Source organism: Ligilactobacillus salivarius DSM 20555 = ATCC 11741 (assembly GCF_001435955.1).
GTDB lineage: Bacteria > Bacillota > Bacilli > Lactobacillales > Lactobacillaceae > Ligilactobacillus > Ligilactobacillus salivarius.
The window spans coordinates 1-17,980 of record NZ_AYYT01000026.1; the positions used below are offsets into that span (position 1 = coordinate 1).

The following is a 17,980-nucleotide window of genomic DNA, read 5'->3' on the forward strand; positions in this document are numbered from 1 at the left end:
TGATGGAACATTTGGTGTGGTCTTCTCTGCTGAAGTCTTTTTGACTACATACACATATTCATCGTGATGATCAATAGTATATGTTCCATTTACAGTATTTGCTTGGTTGGTCGCCAAATTATAGTCCGTTGGTAAATTGACATTATAATTATAATTTTCTCCCAATTTACCACTAATCGTATCTGTTGTTACTTCTTTCCCATCTCCCGGCACAAAAATAGAATTTTTATTCCCAGTTACATCGATATAATGAATTCTAACTTCAGACTTATCTTCACTACCATCCTTTGCATAATAGTAAACAATACCATCATTAGTCGATGTAATTTGATTTATATATGTGTACGATTTTCCATGCGGCGCAAAAAACGAGTAGTGATCGTTAACATCTGGTATGTTCCCCAAGTAACGTGTCGTATCATTAATCGCTTCACCATCATAATACGCAGTAACTCGAACCAACCCTTGAGAGTCAATTACTGTTTGCTTTATAACTACATGTTTATCAAGTCTAAAATCATACGATTCACCCACTTTATATGGGGAGATATATCCTGTGGTCTTTGGCGATTGTTTCAATGTATATCCATCAATAGTTGGTGCCTCTCCGGTAATTGTGTATTTCTGATAAGCAACACCTTCAAAAGATTTTGGCACTGCAATTTCGTCTCCCGTTGCTTGATCAATATAATGAATCGTAGTTGTCACTTTCGTTGGCATTGGAGTCGTCATAAAGCCATTTCCCATTGAAGCTGGTTCTCCATAAATTCCGGTATCGTAACCATATGCAAAACCAACCACCATGCCATATGTGTTTTTATCGCCTTTTTCGACCCCATCAAGATCAATTGAAACACTAGTCCCATCATAATTAGTAAAAATTGGAGCATGAGTAGTTCCACCTGTCCCGTTATACTCAACCTTCTTTGATTTACCAGGTGCTACCACTTCTTCTTGTATATTACCCGTTCCAGTATGCAAAATTGTTACATATAAATTATTATCATTCAAATTATTTGAGCGGGCCAACAAATAGACAACATGGTAAGATTCATTATAGTTAGCAGCACCGGCAAAGTAGTATCTCCCGCTCTCATCGTTGGTAGTGTGGTTTTGCAAGATTTCCTTTACTTTTGCTGTTGAATACTCCGGATACCACTTCATGTTCTTGTATACCCAGTTATCCTTGGGCTTATTAGTAATCTCCGTTAACATGGGCTGGGAATCCAGCTTAATGTCTTGGTTTGACATCGGTAAGCTAGCAGTACCTGCCACCTTCATTACTGGTCGTGCAGCCAGTACTTTAAACTTGGCGGTTGTCTTTTGTGTAGTTGGTGTTGTTGCGTCGTTAGTCGGCGTTACTTCAGTATCTTTTTTGTCGACATTGGTAGTATTTTGCGTAGTTTCATTCGCATTTGTCTGCTTGTCTTTATCTTGCGTAGTATCTTGGGTATTTGTTGCCATTCCCATTGCTGGAGCTGCAGATGTATTTGCATTACTTTCCGCAGGAGCACCTACTTCTGGTGTATCTGATTTAGGTGTAGCGCTTTCTGTACTAGGAGCTTTATTTTCTGCAGATACATTACTTTCTGTATTTGAAGTTACATTTTGAACAGAGCCTGCAGCTTCGTTAGAACTATTTTCATTTTTCTGATTGTCTCTTAAAGTACCAACATTAGATGTTTCCGAAGTTTGTTTATTACTAATAGTAGTAGTAGCAGTCGTATTTGACACAGTATCTGCCTTAGTATTAACTATGCTTAAGTTAGAGCTTAATATTATACCAAAGATTGTCGCACCAATAAAAACAGATGCTGTTTTCCCTGAAACCTTTTTAATAGCATATCTTCTTTTCTCTTTGAAATTTATTCGATTCTTCTTCATAAAAAGTTCCTCCCAAAATAAACTCAAATAAAAAATAAAACGTTTTATCACATATAGTTTAACACAATATTGACAATAATTCTAAATTTCAATAGATTAATTACATTTTAATTTAAGATTGTTTGCAAATTCTTAAACGGTATCTTCTTTTTATACATGGTATAATTTATATTATAAAACTATTCCTTTATTTAGGAGGGGTATTTCTATGAAATCAAAAAATATTATTAAAATTGTAACAGGAACTATTATAGCCACCACTATTATTAGTCCCGTTGTTCCTGTTATACAGAATATTTCTGTATTTGCAGATACAACTAATTCAAATTCTAGTAACTCAAATACACACACTCTAAATTCTGCATACGTAGTCTACGGGTCTGGAGTCTCATCAGATATCTACTCAAGTTTAAATGATGTTTTACAAACAGATTCTTCATTTAAAACTATGACGGCAACAGCAGACGATTACCGTAAATATATTAATAATAATAGTAATACAACTAACGCTGCTATGATTAGTTCTGTTGCTATCGCTCCTGGTGATCCAGGGTCTGGAGTTAAAGTTAATATAAAGAATTATAATGGTGAAAATAATATCACTGAGGTTACTGCTCAGCAATATGCTATGGTTGCTCAAATGGCTGGTGTAACTGATGTAAGTATTGTCGTTACTGCTAACCGCGCTGTATCTGGTGAATCTGCTTTAACAGGTGTTTATAAAGCTTTAGCTACTGACGGTGTAAATATCAATTCTGAAAACACTTCTGCTGCAAATAACGTTTTAGATGCTACTCAATCTGCTATTGATGCTAATAAAGATGATAAAAGTTATCCTGGAAAATTAATGGCAGCTGTAGGTGATGTTTCAAAACAAATTGCTCAGCAAAAACAAGATGATTCTAGTAACTTAGCGACTAAACAAGACATCCAAGATATGTTAAATAAAGCTCTAGAAAAACGTGGCATAGCCGATACAACTAATCAAACTCAGATTACACAAATTGTTAATGCTTTAGTAGTATTTCAAAATGCTCCTATTTCATCAAGTAAAACTTACGTAAATACTGTTGATGATACGATTAATAATGTAAAAAACTCAACTGGTAACTTGATGAATAAAGCAAAAAATTGGGCTAATAGTGAAAAATTTGGTCAAACAGCTGAAGAAGCTAAGGGCTGGTTCGCTAAATTCACTGATTGGATAAAAGGTATTTTTGGACAAAAATCTGATAATTCCACAGACACAGATACTAACACTAACGAATCAAGTAATACAACTTCATCCTCTGACACTTCTAGTGTTGTAGATGATAGCTCCAGTAACGAAAATACTGATACAAATAATTCTGAGAATTGGTGGACACAATTTACCAATTGGATAAAGGGATTATTTGGACAAAACAATAACTAATTTGGAGGTTTTCATGAACACAACAGTTCTTACCGAACTTATTAATCAATACGGTTACTTGGCAATTGCACTGCTGATTGCTCTTGAAAATATTTTTCCCCCTATTCCATCAGAAGTAATTCTAACTTTTGCTGGTTTTTTGACTTTAAATAGCGAATTACACATTCTAGGGGTAATAGTTGCATCTACCATTGGCGCTGTTTTAGGTGCTTTAATACTATATCTAGCTGGGTATCTACTTTCAGCTGAACGTCTGGAAAAAATATTATCTGGAAAAGTTGGACAATTACTTCACTTTAACGATAAAGATATAGCCAAGTCTATTAGTTTCTTCAAAAAACATGGTAGTAAAGCAATCTTTTTTGGTAGACTAGTTCCTGTAATTAGAAGTCTAATCTCTATTCCAGCTGGAATGACACATTTCGATTGTAAAAAATTTATTGTTCTTTCCTTTTTAGGAACAGCTATTTGGAATACTATTTTAATTTGCTCTGGACACTATCTTGGAGCATCTTGGGAAAAAATTCTTACAGTTTTTGATTCTTTTACTACAATAATTGTTATTCTCTTAGGCTTAACAATTATTAGCTATTACTTCATCAAATTAAGAAAGGCAAAATAATATAGGATTGAGATTTTGAAAAATTCATAATCTCAATCCTATTGTTTTATATAATTAAATTTTATTATTTATTCATTAATGCTTCTACATCACAACAAATCATATATTCTTCATCTGTTGGAATCCGCATTACTGTAATACTTGAATCTTTTCCAGAAACAATACCTTCTGTCCCACGCTTAGAATTTTCATCTTTATTAATTGTTACTCCTAAAAACGATAGCTTATTCATTATAGCTTCCCTAGTTTCTGGTGAATTTTCACCAATACCAGCAGTAAAGACAATACCATCAATACCTTCCATTTCCATATAATATTGCCCAATATATTTGACAATATCATTGTAGAATAACTTAATAGCTAGTTCTGCCCTCTTGTTGTTTTTAGCTGCAGCTGCTTCAACATCGCGCATATCCAAAGATACACCAGATACACCTAAAAATCCTGACTCTTTGTTCAACATATACAAAATTTCAGAAACAGATTTCACTTTTAACTTCTTCATCATATATGCTACTAAAGAAACGTCCACATCACCTGAACGTGTTGCCATTTGAATACCAGTTAATGGAGTAAAGCCCATTGAAGTATCGAATGATTTACCATTCTTTACCGCAGTAATTGAAGCCCCTGCACCTAAATGACAAGTTACTAACTTCAAGTCTTCAACAGGTTTACCCATTAATTCTGCAGCACGTAAAGATACATAACGATGACTTATACCATGTGCTCCGTAACGTCTTACACCGTATTCTTTATACCAATCATATGGTGTACTGTACATAAAGTTTTCTTCTGGTAATGTTTGATGGAATGCTGTATCAAAAGCAACTACACTCAAAGCATTTGGAAGTAACTTTTTGAAGACTTTAATACCAACCAAGTTAGCAGGATTATGTAATGGAGCTAATTCAATAATATCTTCAATCTTCTTAATTACATTACCATCTACAGGAACAGATTTCTTGAAATATTCACCACCAGCAACTACACGATGACCTACCGCACTAATTTCGTTAAGATCAGTTACTATATCTAATTTCTTTAATAATTGTAGCAATAAATCAACCGCAATAGTATGATCTTTTATTGCTTGAACCTCACGATGTTTTTTCTTATCTCCATATTTAATTGTAATAATCGAATCATCTAACCCTATTCGTTCAATAAGGCCACTAGCCAAAACATTTTTAGATGGGGATTCAAATAATTTGAATTTTAAACTAGAACTTCCAGAATTAATTACAATAATTTTTCTCATAAAACTCACTCTCGTTTCTTCAACTGGTTACACTATATATAATATTATTTATTTAAAGCGATTTCAAGTGCGTAAGAACAATTATTTAAGCGGTTTTATGCACGGTGGATTTCCAGTAACGAAAGAATTACTTGGTACATCTTTAATAACTACACTATTTCTTTCAACTACTACATTATCTCCAATTGTAACTCCTCCACCAATCACAACATCATCTTCAATGACAACATTATTTCCAATCGTTATTGGTAGATCTTTAACCCAGTGATCCGCACGATACTGAGGATTTTCAGCATGTTTTGAAGTAAATATTCCTACATTATTTCCGATTTGGACATTGTCTCCTATTGAAACTTCATTACAGTCTATTAATTTAAAATTATTACCTATTGAGACATGATTTCCAACATGAAAATTAAAGCCAAATTCACAAATAAAGCCTACTTTAAACACGAAATTTTCTCCATAACTTCCTAATAAATCTAAGATTAAATTTCGATCTGCTTCTCCTTTTATTTGGTAATCACTATTATATTTACGACAATTAGTAAAAGCATAGTTTCTTGCATTATCTATATCTTCATCAAAATCGTAGTATAAATTTCCTTGATTTGTTATCTTCTTTATCTTTCCTATGTCAAAATTTTTCATCGTATAAACCTCAAAATTTCTCAAATAAAAAAAGGTTGTCAAAAAAGATCAACCTTTCTTTAATATTAAGTTTATCTATATCTTCGTTAAAAGCAACTGTGTATTTTACCACATGCCGATAACTTTCATCCAAAGTGTTCCTACAACCATCCACAAAACGATGTAGATAATTCCTAAGAAAGCATTCATTTGCCACCATTTAGATTGTGTTACATAACCAGAGCCAAACAATACTGGTGCAGGACCTGAAGCATAGTGTGTTGTAGATGCACAAAGATTACCAAAGAATCCTAACATCAAAGCTGCTAACATTCCTGGAACACCAGCAGATACAGCTACACCTAACAAAGCTCCGTACATCGCACTGATATGTGCTGTTGAAGATGCAAATAAGTAATGGCTATAGAAGAATGCTAGAACTAAAATCAACAAGATAAAGAACCAACTAATACCATGTAATGAACCAGCAATTGTTTTACTCAACCAAGGAATAAAGCCTAATTCATTTAATTGACTAGCCATCATTACTAAAACTGAGAACCATGTCAATGTGTTCCAAGCACCACTTTCATTTAAAATATCTTTCCAAGTTAAGACACCTGTAATCAACAATAAGGAAAGTGCCATGAAGGCTGTTAAAGTAGCATCAATCTTTAATGTACTACCTAAGACCCACAATAATAATGCGAAAATAAAGATTCCGATCATTACTTTTTCAGGAACTGTTATTTTACCCATTTTTTCTAATTCTGAATCTGCCCATTCCTTAGCATTTGGAGTCTCTTTTATTTCAGGTGGATAAAGCTTGTAAATAATAAATGGAATGATAATTAATGACAATAAACCTGGAACTAATCCAGCTAAGAACCAATCCATCCATTGAAGATGCACACCATTACTCTTAGCTAAAGTTTGAACTAAAGGATTTCCGGCCATTGCTGTCATAAACATTGCTGAAGTAATCATATTACCATGGTATTCAGCAAAAATTAGAAATGAACCGATTTTTCTTTCTGTTTTCTTCTTAGGATCTGAGTCAAATTCTTTGGCTAATGATTCAATAATTGGGTACATGATACCACCTGCACGTGCTGTGTTAGAAGGCATTGCTGGTGCTAGAATCAAATCTACCCCGATCAATGAATAAGCCAATCCTAAAGTACGTTTACCGAATAACTTAACAAATATCAAGGCAATTCTTCTACCCAATCCTGTTTTAATAAAACCACGAGCGATAAAGAATGCCATCGCAATTAACCAAATACTTGCATTACCAAATCCTACAATCGCCTTTTCCATTGGTACAGTTCTTGTTAAAACTACCAAAGCAAAAGCGATAATCGAAACAGCACCAATTGGTAGAGGTTGTGTAATACATGCAATAATAGTAGCAACAAACAAAGCAAACATATGCCAACCAGCAACTGAAATCGCTACTGGTCTAAGTGGAGTTGCAAACCAGATAATTAAGCCCACTATAACTGGGACTATAAACTTTTTATAATCAACTTTTTCCAATGATTTCATAAAAAATTCTCCAAACTTCTCTATGTAGGGGATTTGCTTAATTTACAAATCCTTAGAAAAAGGTTGAGATTTTATTGCTCAACCTTTATTTGTTATTTTTCTAAAAATGCTTCGCGTCCAGCTTGTATACCGAAAATAACCGTTTCTGCAATAGAGTTACCACCGATACGATTATTGCCGTGTAAACCACCTGCAACTTCTCCAGCAGCCAAGAGACCTGGAATTATATCCCCATTTCCATCTATAACTCTTGTACGACTGTCGATATGGATTCCACCCATTGTATAATGGATAGCAGGTGCAATATGAATAGCGTAGTATGGAGCTTCACTAATCTTTCTTTCCATTCCTGTTTTACGATCAAAATCAGTATCTTTACCAGCAGCAACCATTTGATTCCAGTTGTTAACTGTTGCTTCTAATTTATCTGCAGGAACATTAATCTTTTCTGCTAATTCTTTCAAATCAGATCCATGTTCTACCAAGCCGATACTATCGTAGAATTCAATAGCTTTTACTCGACTGCGAATATCTTTATCAAAAATTAAGTATGCACTGTGTTCAGGCAAAGCAGTAATAGCGTTAGAAACAACTTTTCTTGTATTAAGTTCATTTACAAAACGTTGTCCTTCACCATTTACTAAAATGCCACCTTCACCACGAACAGCTTCGCCAATTAAGAAGGCATGTGGTGTATCTTGTTGTACAGTTGGATGTACTTGAATTAAATTCATTTGTACAACTTGGGCACCTAATTCTTCAGCTAACTTAATTCCATCTCCAGTAGCTCCGGGATGGTTAGTTGTCTTGTAGCTAGCTAAATCTGGACGATATTTCTTGATAATATCTTGAGCAGCACCAAAACCACCTGTAGCTAATAATACTGTTTTGGCATTAATTACTTTTTCACCTTCGCTAGTTTTTACAGTCACACCATTTACTCGACCATTTTTTTTATTAACTTTTGTAACAGTTATATTATTGAAAACTGGTAAATTTTCATCTTGAGCAATCTTTAATAGATTCTTTATCAAGAACGCTCCTATTGGTGCCATACTAGAAGGACGATGAGTTCTCATTTTGCTCATACCACCAGTGAAAGTTAGTTCGTCTAATTCAATTCCATGGTCTTTTAACCAATCAATTGCAAGAGCTGAATGACTAGTGAAATATTTTAATAATTCTGGATCATTTAACTTTCCACCACCTTTATAAGTTTCCTTATAAAAGTCATCCATATTATCAACAATTCCATGATGTAATTGGATGTTAGTTTCAGCAGCATTCATTCCTGAAGAAGCACGATTAGTATTACCACCAAATTTTTCCATTTTTTCTAAAACAACTGGCTTCAAACCTAATTCATGTGCTTGAATAGCTGCTGTTAAGCCTGTACTACCAGAACCTACGATCACAACATCATAACTACTTTGTAATTTTGAAATATTCCATGGTTCAAAAATAAATTTTTCAGCCATTATATATCCTCCTAAAAGTTTATCGATCGATATTTGTCATCTTCAATGGATCTACCCATTCATCAAATTGTTCAGGAGTTACCTTACCTGATGCAATTGCAGCTTCACGTAAAGTAGTTCCTTCTTTATCTGCTTTTTGAGCAATCTTAGCACTGTCATGGTATCCAATATGTGGAGATAGAGCTGTAACTGTCATCAAGGAATTATCTACTAATTCTTTCATGCGAGCTTCGTTAACAGTTAAGCCACTAATCATCTTATCTGCGAATCCTCTCATTGTTCCTGCTAATAAGTCAGCTGATTCCAAGAATGCTTCGATTAATACTGGCTTGTAAACATTCATTTCAAAATTACCTTGAGAAGAAGCCATACCAACTACAACATCATTACCTGTAACACGAACTGCAGCCATAGTAATTGCTTCTGCTTGAGTTGGGTTTACTTTACCAGGCATAATAGAAGATCCTGGTTCATTTGCTGGGATATTCAATTCATCATATCCTGCACGTGGACCTGAAGCTAAGAAACGTACATCATTAGCAATCTTCATCAAGTCGTCTGCTAAAGTCTTCATTGCTCCATGAACTACATTTAAGTTAGAGTGATGAGATAATCCATAGAATTTATTACTTTTAGCTGTAAATTCATGTCCGTATACTTTACCAACTTTTTCAGCAATTACATCAGCAAATCCAGGAGCAGCATTCAAACCAGTTCCTACTGCAGTACCACCCATTGCTAATTCTAAAAGTGTACCGTCTAATTGTTTTAAGTATTCAAGATCATGTTCTAGAGCTGATACCCAGCCAGATACTTCTTGACCAAAAGTTAATGGTGTAGCATCTTGTAAATGAGTACGTCCAATCTTAACTACTCTCCAATATTTTTCTTGTTTTTTCTTTAATTCATCAATCAAATGTTGTGCAGATTCTTCCAACTTAGCTACTGCATCTGCAGCTACAATATTCATTGCTGTTGGGAAAATATCATTAGAACTTTGACCTTTATTAACATCATCGTTAGGTAAAATTTCAAGCTCAGGATTTAATTTTGCAGCTTGATGAGCTACTACTTCATTACAGTTCATATTTGTTTGAGTACCAGAACCTGTTTGATAAACTTTTAATGGGAAATCTTTACGAAGATCTTCATCACTTAAAGCAAGTAAAGTATCGATACTTTCAACAATTAACTTTCCCTTTGCTTCACTAATCTGGTTTAATTCCATATTTGATTGTGCAGCTGCCTTTTTAATTTGAAGTAAAGCACGAATTATTTCAATTGGCATAAAGCGTCCTGTTGGAAAATTGTTACGACTACGTTCTGTTTGTGGTCCCCAGAGTGCAGTCTTAGGAATCTTTACTTCTCCTAATGTATCTTCTTCAATGCGAAATTCTGACATAATTAATCCACTCCTTAAGTAAATATTAAGAAATCACTTTCAATGTTAATGATACAATTCACATATTCATATAGTCAAATATTATATACTCTATAAAATATTTTTATATGTAGCTCAAAAACACTTATAAATAAAGCATTTATAATTTAAGGAGTTAATTATGGATATTCGTTTTTACAAAAAATAATTTGTTCTGTTTTGCACAAATTAATAAATTTTCTTAAAATAATCTTTAACCACTTTATCATTATTTTGTGCTATACTTTTTGTAAATGATAGTAAAGGAGACATTTTATGCGTTTTGTTTTAAGAGGAATTTGGTTAGTACTTGCAATTTTCTTTTTTGTCTTAGGATTAGTCGGTCTAGCTTTACCAGTAATCCCTCAAGTACCATTCTTTCTTTTATCAATTTACTTTACGTCTAAGTTTTCTCCTAGATTCCATAACTGGATTTCAAACAATAGATTGTACAAAGAGTATTTATTGCCATTAAAGAATGCTATTAAGAGTGAAAAAGAAGTTGTCAAAGATAAATCTAAACAAGTTTGGTATAAAGTATTAATGGCTAAATTAGGCTTTATCCGTTAGTCAAAAAGTCCTACTTTAATCTTATGGCCGATTAAAGTAGGACTTTTTTGTTATTCAATTAACCTTTCAACACATCATTTAGTGCTTCTGACATTGTTGGATGAGTGTAAATTTGATCTCTTAACATTGTATATGGTAATTTAGCTTTCATCGCCAACGCAATTAAATTAATTACTTCATATGATTCTTCACCGTAAATTGTCGCACCTAAAATTTCTTCTGTATCTGGATCTACTAAGATTTTATACATTCCACGAGTATTTCCTATTACTTTAGCCTTTGGAATGGAAGTAGCTGCCAATTTAAATAGCTTATACTCAATTCCCTTATTTTTAGCTTCCACTTCATTTAAACCTACTCTGGATAATGCTGGTGTAATAAAAACGCTATAAGGTATTATATTTCTATCACTAACTTTTCTTTCACCTTTTCCATAAAGTTGGTCAAAAATAATTCTAAAGTCATCTAGAGAAATGTAAGTAAATTGAGGTCCGCCTTTAACATCGCCAATTGCCCATACATTTTCTGCAGTTGTTCTTAAATAATCATCAACTTTAATTGCTCCATGTTCATCTAGTTCAATATCAGTATTTTCTAATCCTAGACCTTCAGTTACTGGCTTTCTTCCAGTTGCTACTAATAATTTATCGGCTTTAACAGTTTGCTTTTTACCATTAATTTCGTAAATGATTTCCACTTTATCAGATAAATCCTTAACTTCTACAACTTTTGCCCCTAATTTAAATTCAATACCATCTTGACTTAAATCATTGAAAAGCATTTCTGATATATCATCATCTTCACGCTTTAAAAACTTTTCGTTAGTGTCTAAAACTGTTACTTTAGCCCCATAACGAGCAAACATTGAAGCAAATTCCATACCAATATACCCAGCACCTAAAATTACTAATTCATTTGGTAAGGAATTTTGATCCATAGCTGCTGTTGAATCTAAAATATACTTACTTTCTTTCAAACCTTTAACTTGTGGAATTATCGGAGTAGCTCCAGTATTAATAAAGATTCTCTCGCCCTTAATCTTAGTCTTTTCACCACTGTCCAAAACAATCTCAATCGTATGATTACCAACAAATTTAGCTGTCCCATCTAAAACAGTTGCCGTTTCTTTATCTGCAACCATATGATAATTCTTATTTCTTAAAGCTGTTGTCATTTCATTTTTTTGCTTAACAGCATCTTCAAACTTAATTCCACGTTGAGCATTAATGATCAAGTTTTTTGATGGTAAACAAGCAATATTAATACATGTTCCACCATACATCTTCTTAGACTTTTCTATTACTAAAACCGACTCTCCTTTAGCAGCTAAATTCTTAGCTAAAGTTTTTCCACCTTTTCCAAATCCAATGATTATATTTTTAAATTCTTGCATCTAAATAACCCTCTTCCTAGTTCAAATTCAAATAGATTATATCATATATATTTTTATTTTACTAATAAAAAGTAAGTATTACACGATAAAAAAATGACAAATCATGTTCTTTTTGAAACACAATTTGTCATTTCCTTACTTATTATTGATTAATTCTTACAGATCCACCAATGCTTGTGCTCTTTGTAATTCTAAAGCTCTAACATCTCTTGGTAAGAATCTTCTGATTTCGTCTTCATTATATCCAACTTGAAGTCTCTTACTATCCATTATGATAGGTCTTCTAAGCAAACCTGGATTCTTTTGAATTAATGTATAAAGTTTTTGTAATGGTAACTCATCTAAATCAATATCTAAATCTTGAAAAATCTTAGAACGTTTAGAGATAATCTCTTCAGTTCCATCTTCTGTCATTTGTAGAATTTGTTTAATTTCATCAACATTCAAAGGATTAGAAAAAATATTTCTTTCTTCAAATGGAATATTATGTTCTTCTAGCCATGCACGAGCCTTACGACAGGATGTGCAGCTTGGTGATGTATAAAGTGTAACCATCTATGAAACGCCTCTTTTCTAAATTAAGGACCTACCTCAATGTACTACAATATAATTAACCACGTATTTATTTTACTACATATTGTCTAAAAAATAAATATCTTTTACAAAAAATATTAATTAACTTTTTGTAAACATTCATCTTAATTACATTAGTATAATTGTATCAAGTATTCTTAATTTCAAATATCTATATATATAAGCTTATATAAAAATTAAGTTTTTATTTATTTCGTCAATTTATCCCAAATTACAACTTGGCCTTCCTTAAGTGATCTTTGTACATCAATAATTCTTTGATTAGAACTTCCTCTAAATTGTAAAGTTAAATCCATCAAATCTTGCTCAAATCTACCGTCAACTAAAATATCCAAATTAGATAACAATTCTAATTTATCCTCGGATTCTTGCATTAACTCATCCCAAGTATAACCAGACCAAGACCAAATATCTTTTTCGTGACCGTATTCTTTTCTTATTCTTTTAACCAATTTCAAACAAACCTGCGTATTTAGAAATGGTTCCCCACCTAATAAAGTTAATCCTTGGCAGTAGCTCTCGCCTAAATCTTTAATAATTCGATCTTCAAGTTCTTGGGTATATGGGGTTCCATAATTAAAATTCTGAGCAGCTTTATTATAGCAACCTGGGCAAGCAAACATACACCCACTGACATATAGACTACATCTAATTCCTTCACCATCAACAAAATTAAATGGTTTATAATCTGCAATCTTCATTTGACTTAAATTACTTGCTAACCATTCTTTAGGTTGTGGATTACGAGGGCCTCTTTTTCGTCTTCTTTGCTTATTTTTTGATTCACTATTATCTACTTTAAAATCATCCTTATTAACAAAGACTGTATCTCCACCAACACTTATACGAATCGAATCATTATTGTTCATCTTCTGCCATTCCATTCATTAAATTTTTAGCACGTGATGCTATTTCAACGTGACGACCATGTACCATTGGTCTTTGTAGAGGATTACCTAAGTAACCACATGTTCTCTTTACACAATCACATGTCTTAGGATCATGATTACCACACTTAGGACATTCAAAACCACGTGCTGTTGGTTTAAATTCACCTTGGAATCCACATTTATAACATTTATCAATTGGAGTATTAGTTCCTAAATAACCTATCTTATCATAAGCCCAGTCCCACACAGCCTCGAGTGCTTTAGGATTTTGTCTCAAATTAGGATATTCGCAGTAATGGATGAAACCACCAGAAGCATACTTAGGATAATCCATTTCAAAAGTCAATTTTTCAAATGGAGATGGATGCTTTCTTACATCATAGTGGAAACTATTTGTATAGTATTCCTTGTCTGTAATATCCTTTACCTTACCAAATCTTTCTGTATCTAATTTGCAGAAACGATCTGTCAATGATTCACTTGGAGTTGAATAAACACTAAAGTGATAATTATATTCCTTAGACCAAGCTTTGCATCTTAAGTTTAGCTCTTTAACAATTTGTAAAGTAAAGTCATGAGCTTCTTGATTATTTTCCCAATCAGGACCATAGAAACTTGTTCCGACTTCATACAAACCAATGTATCCCAAAGAAACTGTTGCTCTACCATTTTTGAAAAGTTCATCTACATTTCCATCTGGTTTTAATCTCTTGCCGAAAGCACCAAATTGATACAAGATAGGTGCATTTTCAGGACTAGCATCCAATACTCGCTTAACCTTGAAAACTAATGCAGATTTAGCAACTTGCATTTCTTCATCAAATATTTGCCAAAATAGATCTTTATCACCATTAGCTTTTAAAGCTATTCTTGGTAAATTAACTGTTACTACCCCTAAATTCATCCGTCCAGAGTTAACTTCTTGACCATTTTCATCCTTCCAACCTTGCAAGAATGAGCGACAACCCATTGGTGCTTTGAAACTACCTGTTATCTCTTTAATTTTGTCGTACATTAAAACGTCAGGATACATTCTCTTAGTAGCACATTCAACTGCCAATTCTTTGATGTCGTAGTTAGGATCTTCAGGTTTCAAATTTACACCTTTTTTAATCGTGAAAACCAATTTTGGAAAAATAGCAGTTCTCTTTTCTTTACCCAATCCAGCAATTCTAATTTTCAAAATTGATTTTTGAATTTCTCTTTCAATCCATGAAGTTCCCAAACCGAAGCCTAAAGTAGTAAATGGTGTTTGACCTTGTGATGAAAATAGTGTATTAATCTCATACTCTAATGCTTGCATCGCATCATAAATATCTTTTTTAGTTCTTTTAACTGCAAAAGCCTTGATTTTATCCTCATCAGTGATAAATTCTTCACTTTCCTTCAAGTGCTTGTGATAATTCTTCATCGCAAATGGTGCTAAAACTTCATCAATTCTATCAGCAGAACAACCACCATATTGAGAAGAAGCAACGTTGGCGATGATTTGTGCCATTTGTGCTGTTGCAGTTTGAATAGAATGAGGGCTTTCCACTTCTGCATTACCAATCTTAAATCCATGGGTCAACATTTCTTTAAAGTCAATTAAACAACAATTAGTCATGGGACTCCATGGTGTATAGTCCAAGTCATGATAATGAATATCACCACGTAAATGAGCCTTAGCAACGTGTTCAGGCATCATCTTCAAACCTAGTGTCTTTCCAACAGTTCCGGCTGTTAAATCACGTTGCGTATTAAAAACTTTACTATCCTTATTAGCATTTTCGTGAACTAAACTTGGATCCTTTCCTTGAAGTCTAGCTAGTCTTTCTGTTGGATTTGTTTGTTCTTCCCATTTTTCTTCATCTTGTTTACGATATTCTATGTAAGCTTGAGCTTTATCATCTAAACCTAGCTCTTTTAACGTATCTACAAAAGCAGTTGCTACTTCCTGTGCACTTACTTCGTCTTTTCCTACTAATTTATTTAGTATTCCACTAATTACATTTTCTTGGATCTTACCCGATAAATCCATTGCATTTAGTACTAATTTTAATTTATATAAAGCAAAGGAAAATTTTACTCCATCTCTTTTAATAAAGTAACTTGGTACTTCTTTTATAACTTTTATACTATTTTTATCTGTTTTCAAATCCAACATGGTACATTTTCCTTTCTTTCATTTAATTATACTATATATATTACACGTTAACTCTATCTAATACAATATATAGTGTCAAAAAATAAAATATCACACTATATATAGTATACAATCTATTGAATAATATTTTTTCTCAAACTTGCGTTATAATAGGACATATAGCAATTATTGGTGGTGAGAAAATGGAATTAACTGAAATCAAAGAAAAAACTTTACAAGCACTTAATGAGTTGCTTGAACAAGCTAATTTAAAAAAAGATGATATTTTTGTACTAGGTATGAGTACTAGTGAAATACAAGGACAACATATTGGTAAGCATTCAAATATTGATATCGGTCGCACAGTCGTAAATACAATCAACGATCGCCTTAAAGAAATAGGTGTACATCTTGCAGTTCAAGGTTGTGAACATTTGAACCGTGCTTTAGTTGTTGAAGAAAGTGTTGCTGAAAAGAATAATTTGGAAGTTGTCACAGTTTATCCGTCTCTACATGCTGGTGGAGCTGGTCAAATCGCAGCATTTGAAGCTTTTGATAATCCAGTAGAAGTTGAACATATCACTGCAAAAGCTGGTATGGATATTGGGGATACTTCTATTGGTATGCATGTAAAATTTGTACAAATTCCCGTTAGAACAAGTGTTACTGAAATTGGCAAAGCCCATGTTACGTTCTTGCGTTCACGTCCTAAATTGATCGGTGGTCAACGCGCTAAATATACTTGGGATCCATTTAATTAATATAACAGCGTCAAACTAGATTTTTATCAAGTTTGACGCTGCGTTATTTTATCGCTCATTACGGTACGGAACACGCCATGGTAACAAAACAGTGACCTCTAACAATTTAGTGAAAAGTTAGACTGGCAAATTTACTGTGTTCCCAGAATTCCTAATTTAAAACAGTTAAGAAACGATAGTTTTAGGTTAAGTTAGAATAAAGACATAATTCTATTAAGAGTTATCACGTAATTTAACATGAATTTCTTGTATAATTTTTTCTAAATTTAAATAAAAGATCTACCGGATAATTACCTGATAGATCTTTCATTAAAAGTACCAATTACTCCAGAAAGATAACCTGATTGTAATTCTTTTACCATGAAAAATGGAATTTCTTCATTTCGAGGAAAAGGATCATAGTAAATATTCATAGAATGTCCACTTACAAATCCAAATTTTCGATAATACTTTGGATCTCCAGTAATTGCTAATGCACCACAACCAAGTTTTTTTGCTTTACCCATTGTAAATTTAATCAATTTACTACCATACCCTTTCCCTTGATATTTTGGTAACACACTAACAGGACCAAATGTCATAACTGAAACAAAATCCCCATTATCACATTGTATTTTAGAATTACAATACATAATATTGGCAATCACTTCTCCATCTTTTTCAATAACATAATCCAATTCTTTTACAAAATCAGAACGTTTTCTAAATTTATGAAGAATATAATGTTCAGAACATCCAGGATGATATTTATTCCAAAAAGCTTCTCTTGTAAGATTCTCTACTTGTTTCCATTCTTCTTTATTTTCCAAACGAATTATAATATTATTTTCCATAGAATACGATTTCACCTCTAAAAATTTTATTAATTAACACTACACATAATAACATTTGACTGTTTAGTTTTTTATACTTTCTAGTAGTTCATTAAAAGACGGCACTAAATCTCGTTAATATTGAGCTTAGTACCATCTATTATAACTATTTTAAGAAAAAATTTTGTTACTTAATATATCACATCAATTTTTTAACGTTTTCGAATAATCTCCCATACTCCAAGAATAGACGTCAAAAGTAATCCAATAATCGAGTAAATGGTCCCTACTTTATTTCCAGTTTGTGGAAGTTTATTTTGAAAGGCCTTAGACTTAGTATCCATATTTTTTAATTCAGGTGTAGCTGTCTTTCCTTTTGCGTTTGTGATGTTTTTTGGAGTTGGACTAGTTGTAGAAGTTTCTGGAGTTGGATCATCTGTCACTTCTTCTGATTCTTCTACTATTGCTGGTTCATCTGCTCGATAGTAGATGTCTACCACTGCGTCCAAACTTTCTGAAGTTACTCCTATTTCATCTACTGCACCTGGAATTGCTGTGTAGCCTTCTTGTTCTGGGGC

14 protein-coding genes and 2 pseudogenes are annotated in these 17,980 nt (G+C 33.0%); 4 read left to right on the forward strand and 12 right to left on the reverse strand.

From position 1 onward, the window contains the following. Positions 1–1,884, reverse strand: a pseudogene (locus FC55_RS10165) (hypothetical protein); the annotation flags it as partial. A 208-nt stretch (positions 1,885–2,092) separates the two neighbouring features. On the opposite strand from FC55_RS10165, the pseudogene FC55_RS08895 reads away from it, so the two are divergent. Next, positions 2,093–3,103, forward strand: a pseudogene (locus FC55_RS08895) (DUF1002 domain-containing protein); the annotation flags it as partial. 208 nt (positions 3,104–3,311) lie between these two features. After that, on the forward strand, positions 3,312–3,920 hold the full coding sequence (locus FC55_RS08900) for a DedA family protein (protein ID WP_014568639.1): 609 nt from the start codon (positions 3,312–3,314) through the stop codon (positions 3,918–3,920). Between the two features lie 64 nt (positions 3,921–3,984). Here the strand turns inward: FC55_RS08900 and FC55_RS08905 are convergent, their stop codons facing one another. From FC55_RS08905 to FC55_RS08925, 5 genes are all read right to left on the reverse strand, one after another. Continuing rightward, positions 3,985–5,181 (reverse strand): acetate/propionate family kinase, encoded by a 1,197-nt coding sequence (locus tag FC55_RS08905; RefSeq protein WP_004563785.1) that lies wholly within the window; start codon positions 5,179–5,181, stop codon positions 3,985–3,987. 81 nt (positions 5,182–5,262) lie between these two features. After that, on the reverse strand, positions 5,263–5,832 hold the full coding sequence (locus FC55_RS08910; RefSeq protein ID WP_004563784.1) for an LbetaH domain-containing protein: 570 nt from the start codon (positions 5,830–5,832) through the stop codon (positions 5,263–5,265). A gap of 105 nt (positions 5,833–5,937) precedes the next feature. Beyond that, positions 5,938–7,359: an anion permease gene (locus tag FC55_RS08915; RefSeq protein WP_003710641.1), complete on the reverse strand. Its 1,422-nt coding sequence runs from the start codon at positions 7,357–7,359 to the stop codon at positions 5,938–5,940. A gap of 92 nt (positions 7,360–7,451) precedes the next feature. Continuing rightward, positions 7,452–8,837 (reverse strand): flavocytochrome c, encoded by a 1,386-nt coding sequence (locus FC55_RS08920; RefSeq protein ID WP_004563783.1) that lies wholly within the window; start codon positions 8,835–8,837, stop codon positions 7,452–7,454. Positions 8,838–8,856: 19 nt separating this feature from the next. Beyond that, entirely contained in the window at positions 8,857–10,239 is a 1,383-nt protein-coding gene (locus FC55_RS08925; RefSeq protein ID WP_004563782.1) for a class II fumarate hydratase, read from the reverse strand. Between the two features lie 294 nt (positions 10,240–10,533). Between FC55_RS08925 and FC55_RS08930 the strand changes: the two genes are divergently transcribed. Beyond that, positions 10,534–10,827 carry a DUF454 family protein gene (locus FC55_RS08930; RefSeq protein WP_004563781.1) on the forward strand — a complete coding sequence of 98 codons (294 nt, stop codon included), beginning with the start codon at positions 10,534–10,536 and terminating at the stop codon, positions 10,825–10,827. A 58-nt stretch (positions 10,828–10,885) separates the two neighbouring features. Here the strand turns inward: FC55_RS08930 and FC55_RS08935 are convergent, their stop codons facing one another. The 4 genes from FC55_RS08935 to nrdD all read right to left on the reverse strand — a co-directional run bounded on the left by FC55_RS08935 (position 10,886) and on the right by nrdD (position 15,850). Beyond that, positions 10,886–12,220 (reverse strand): FAD-dependent oxidoreductase, encoded by a 1,335-nt coding sequence (locus FC55_RS08935; RefSeq protein WP_004563780.1) that lies wholly within the window; start codon positions 12,218–12,220, stop codon positions 10,886–10,888. A gap of 156 nt (positions 12,221–12,376) precedes the next feature. Next, positions 12,377–12,775, reverse strand: a complete 399-nt coding sequence (spxA, locus tag FC55_RS08940) for a transcriptional regulator SpxA (RefSeq protein WP_003703607.1) — start codon at positions 12,773–12,775, stop codon at positions 12,377–12,379. Positions 12,776–13,002: 227 nt separating this feature from the next. Further along, positions 13,003–13,683 carry an anaerobic ribonucleoside-triphosphate reductase activating protein gene (nrdG, locus tag FC55_RS08945; protein ID WP_050754576.1) on the reverse strand — a complete coding sequence of 227 codons (681 nt, stop codon included), beginning with the start codon at positions 13,681–13,683 and terminating at the stop codon, positions 13,003–13,005. Next, positions 13,673–15,850, reverse strand: coding sequence for an anaerobic ribonucleoside-triphosphate reductase (gene nrdD, locus FC55_RS08950; RefSeq protein ID WP_004563778.1), 2,178 nt, complete (start codon positions 15,848–15,850; stop codon positions 13,673–13,675). Before nrdD ends, nrdG begins: the two co-directional genes overlap by 11 nt. Before the next feature lie 182 nt (positions 15,851–16,032). On the opposite strand from nrdD, the gene FC55_RS08955 reads away from it, so the two are divergent. Next, positions 16,033–16,590 carry a TIGR01440 family protein gene (locus tag FC55_RS08955; protein WP_035150357.1) on the forward strand — a complete coding sequence of 186 codons (558 nt, stop codon included), beginning with the start codon at positions 16,033–16,035 and terminating at the stop codon, positions 16,588–16,590. A gap of 290 nt (positions 16,591–16,880) precedes the next feature. Here FC55_RS08955 and FC55_RS08960 read toward each other — a convergent pair whose 3' ends face one another. After that, positions 16,881–17,423: a GNAT family N-acetyltransferase gene (locus FC55_RS08960; RefSeq protein WP_004563776.1), complete on the reverse strand. Its 543-nt coding sequence runs from the start codon at positions 17,421–17,423 to the stop codon at positions 16,881–16,883. A 191-nt stretch (positions 17,424–17,614) separates the two neighbouring features. After that, positions 17,615–17,980 (reverse strand): LPXTG cell wall anchor domain-containing protein (locus FC55_RS08965; RefSeq protein ID WP_057704749.1); only part of this gene is annotated, 366 nt, incomplete at its 5' end.

Coding starts and splice junctions, on each gene's coding strand:
- FC55_RS08920 (WP_004563783.1), bottom strand. CDS start 8,837: ATGGCTGAAAAATTTATTTTTGAACCATGGAATATTTCAAAATTACAA.
- FC55_RS08905 (WP_004563785.1), bottom strand. CDS start 5,181: ATGAGAAAAATTATTGTAATTAATTCTGGAAGTTCTAGTTTAAAATTC.
- FC55_RS08960 (WP_004563776.1), bottom strand. CDS start 17,423: ATGGAAAATAATATTATAATTCGTTTGGAAAATAAAGAAGAATGGAAA.
- FC55_RS08915 (WP_003710641.1), bottom strand. CDS start 7,359: ATGAAATCATTGGAAAAAGTTGATTATAAAAAGTTTATAGTCCCAGTT.
- FC55_RS08930 (WP_004563781.1), top strand. CDS start 10,534: ATGCGTTTTGTTTTAAGAGGAATTTGGTTAGTACTTGCAATTTTCTTT.
- spxA (WP_003703607.1), bottom strand. CDS start 12,775: ATGGTTACACTTTATACATCACCAAGCTGCACATCCTGTCGTAAGGCT.
- FC55_RS08955 (WP_035150357.1), top strand. CDS start 16,033: ATGGAATTAACTGAAATCAAAGAAAAAACTTTACAAGCACTTAATGAG.
- FC55_RS08900 (WP_014568639.1), top strand. CDS start 3,312: ATGAACACAACAGTTCTTACCGAACTTATTAATCAATACGGTTACTTG.
- nrdG (WP_050754576.1), bottom strand. CDS start 13,683: ATGAACAATAATGATTCGATTCGTATAAGTGTTGGTGGAGATACAGTC.
- FC55_RS08925 (WP_004563782.1), bottom strand. CDS start 10,239: ATGTCAGAATTTCGCATTGAAGAAGATACATTAGGAGAAGTAAAGATT.
- FC55_RS08935 (WP_004563780.1), bottom strand. CDS start 12,220: ATGCAAGAATTTAAAAATATAATCATTGGATTTGGAAAAGGTGGAAAA.
- nrdD (WP_004563778.1), bottom strand. CDS start 15,850: ATGTTGGATTTGAAAACAGATAAAAATAGTATAAAAGTTATAAAAGAA.
- FC55_RS08910 (WP_004563784.1), bottom strand. CDS start 5,832: ATGAAAAATTTTGACATAGGAAAGATAAAGAAGATAACAAATCAAGGA.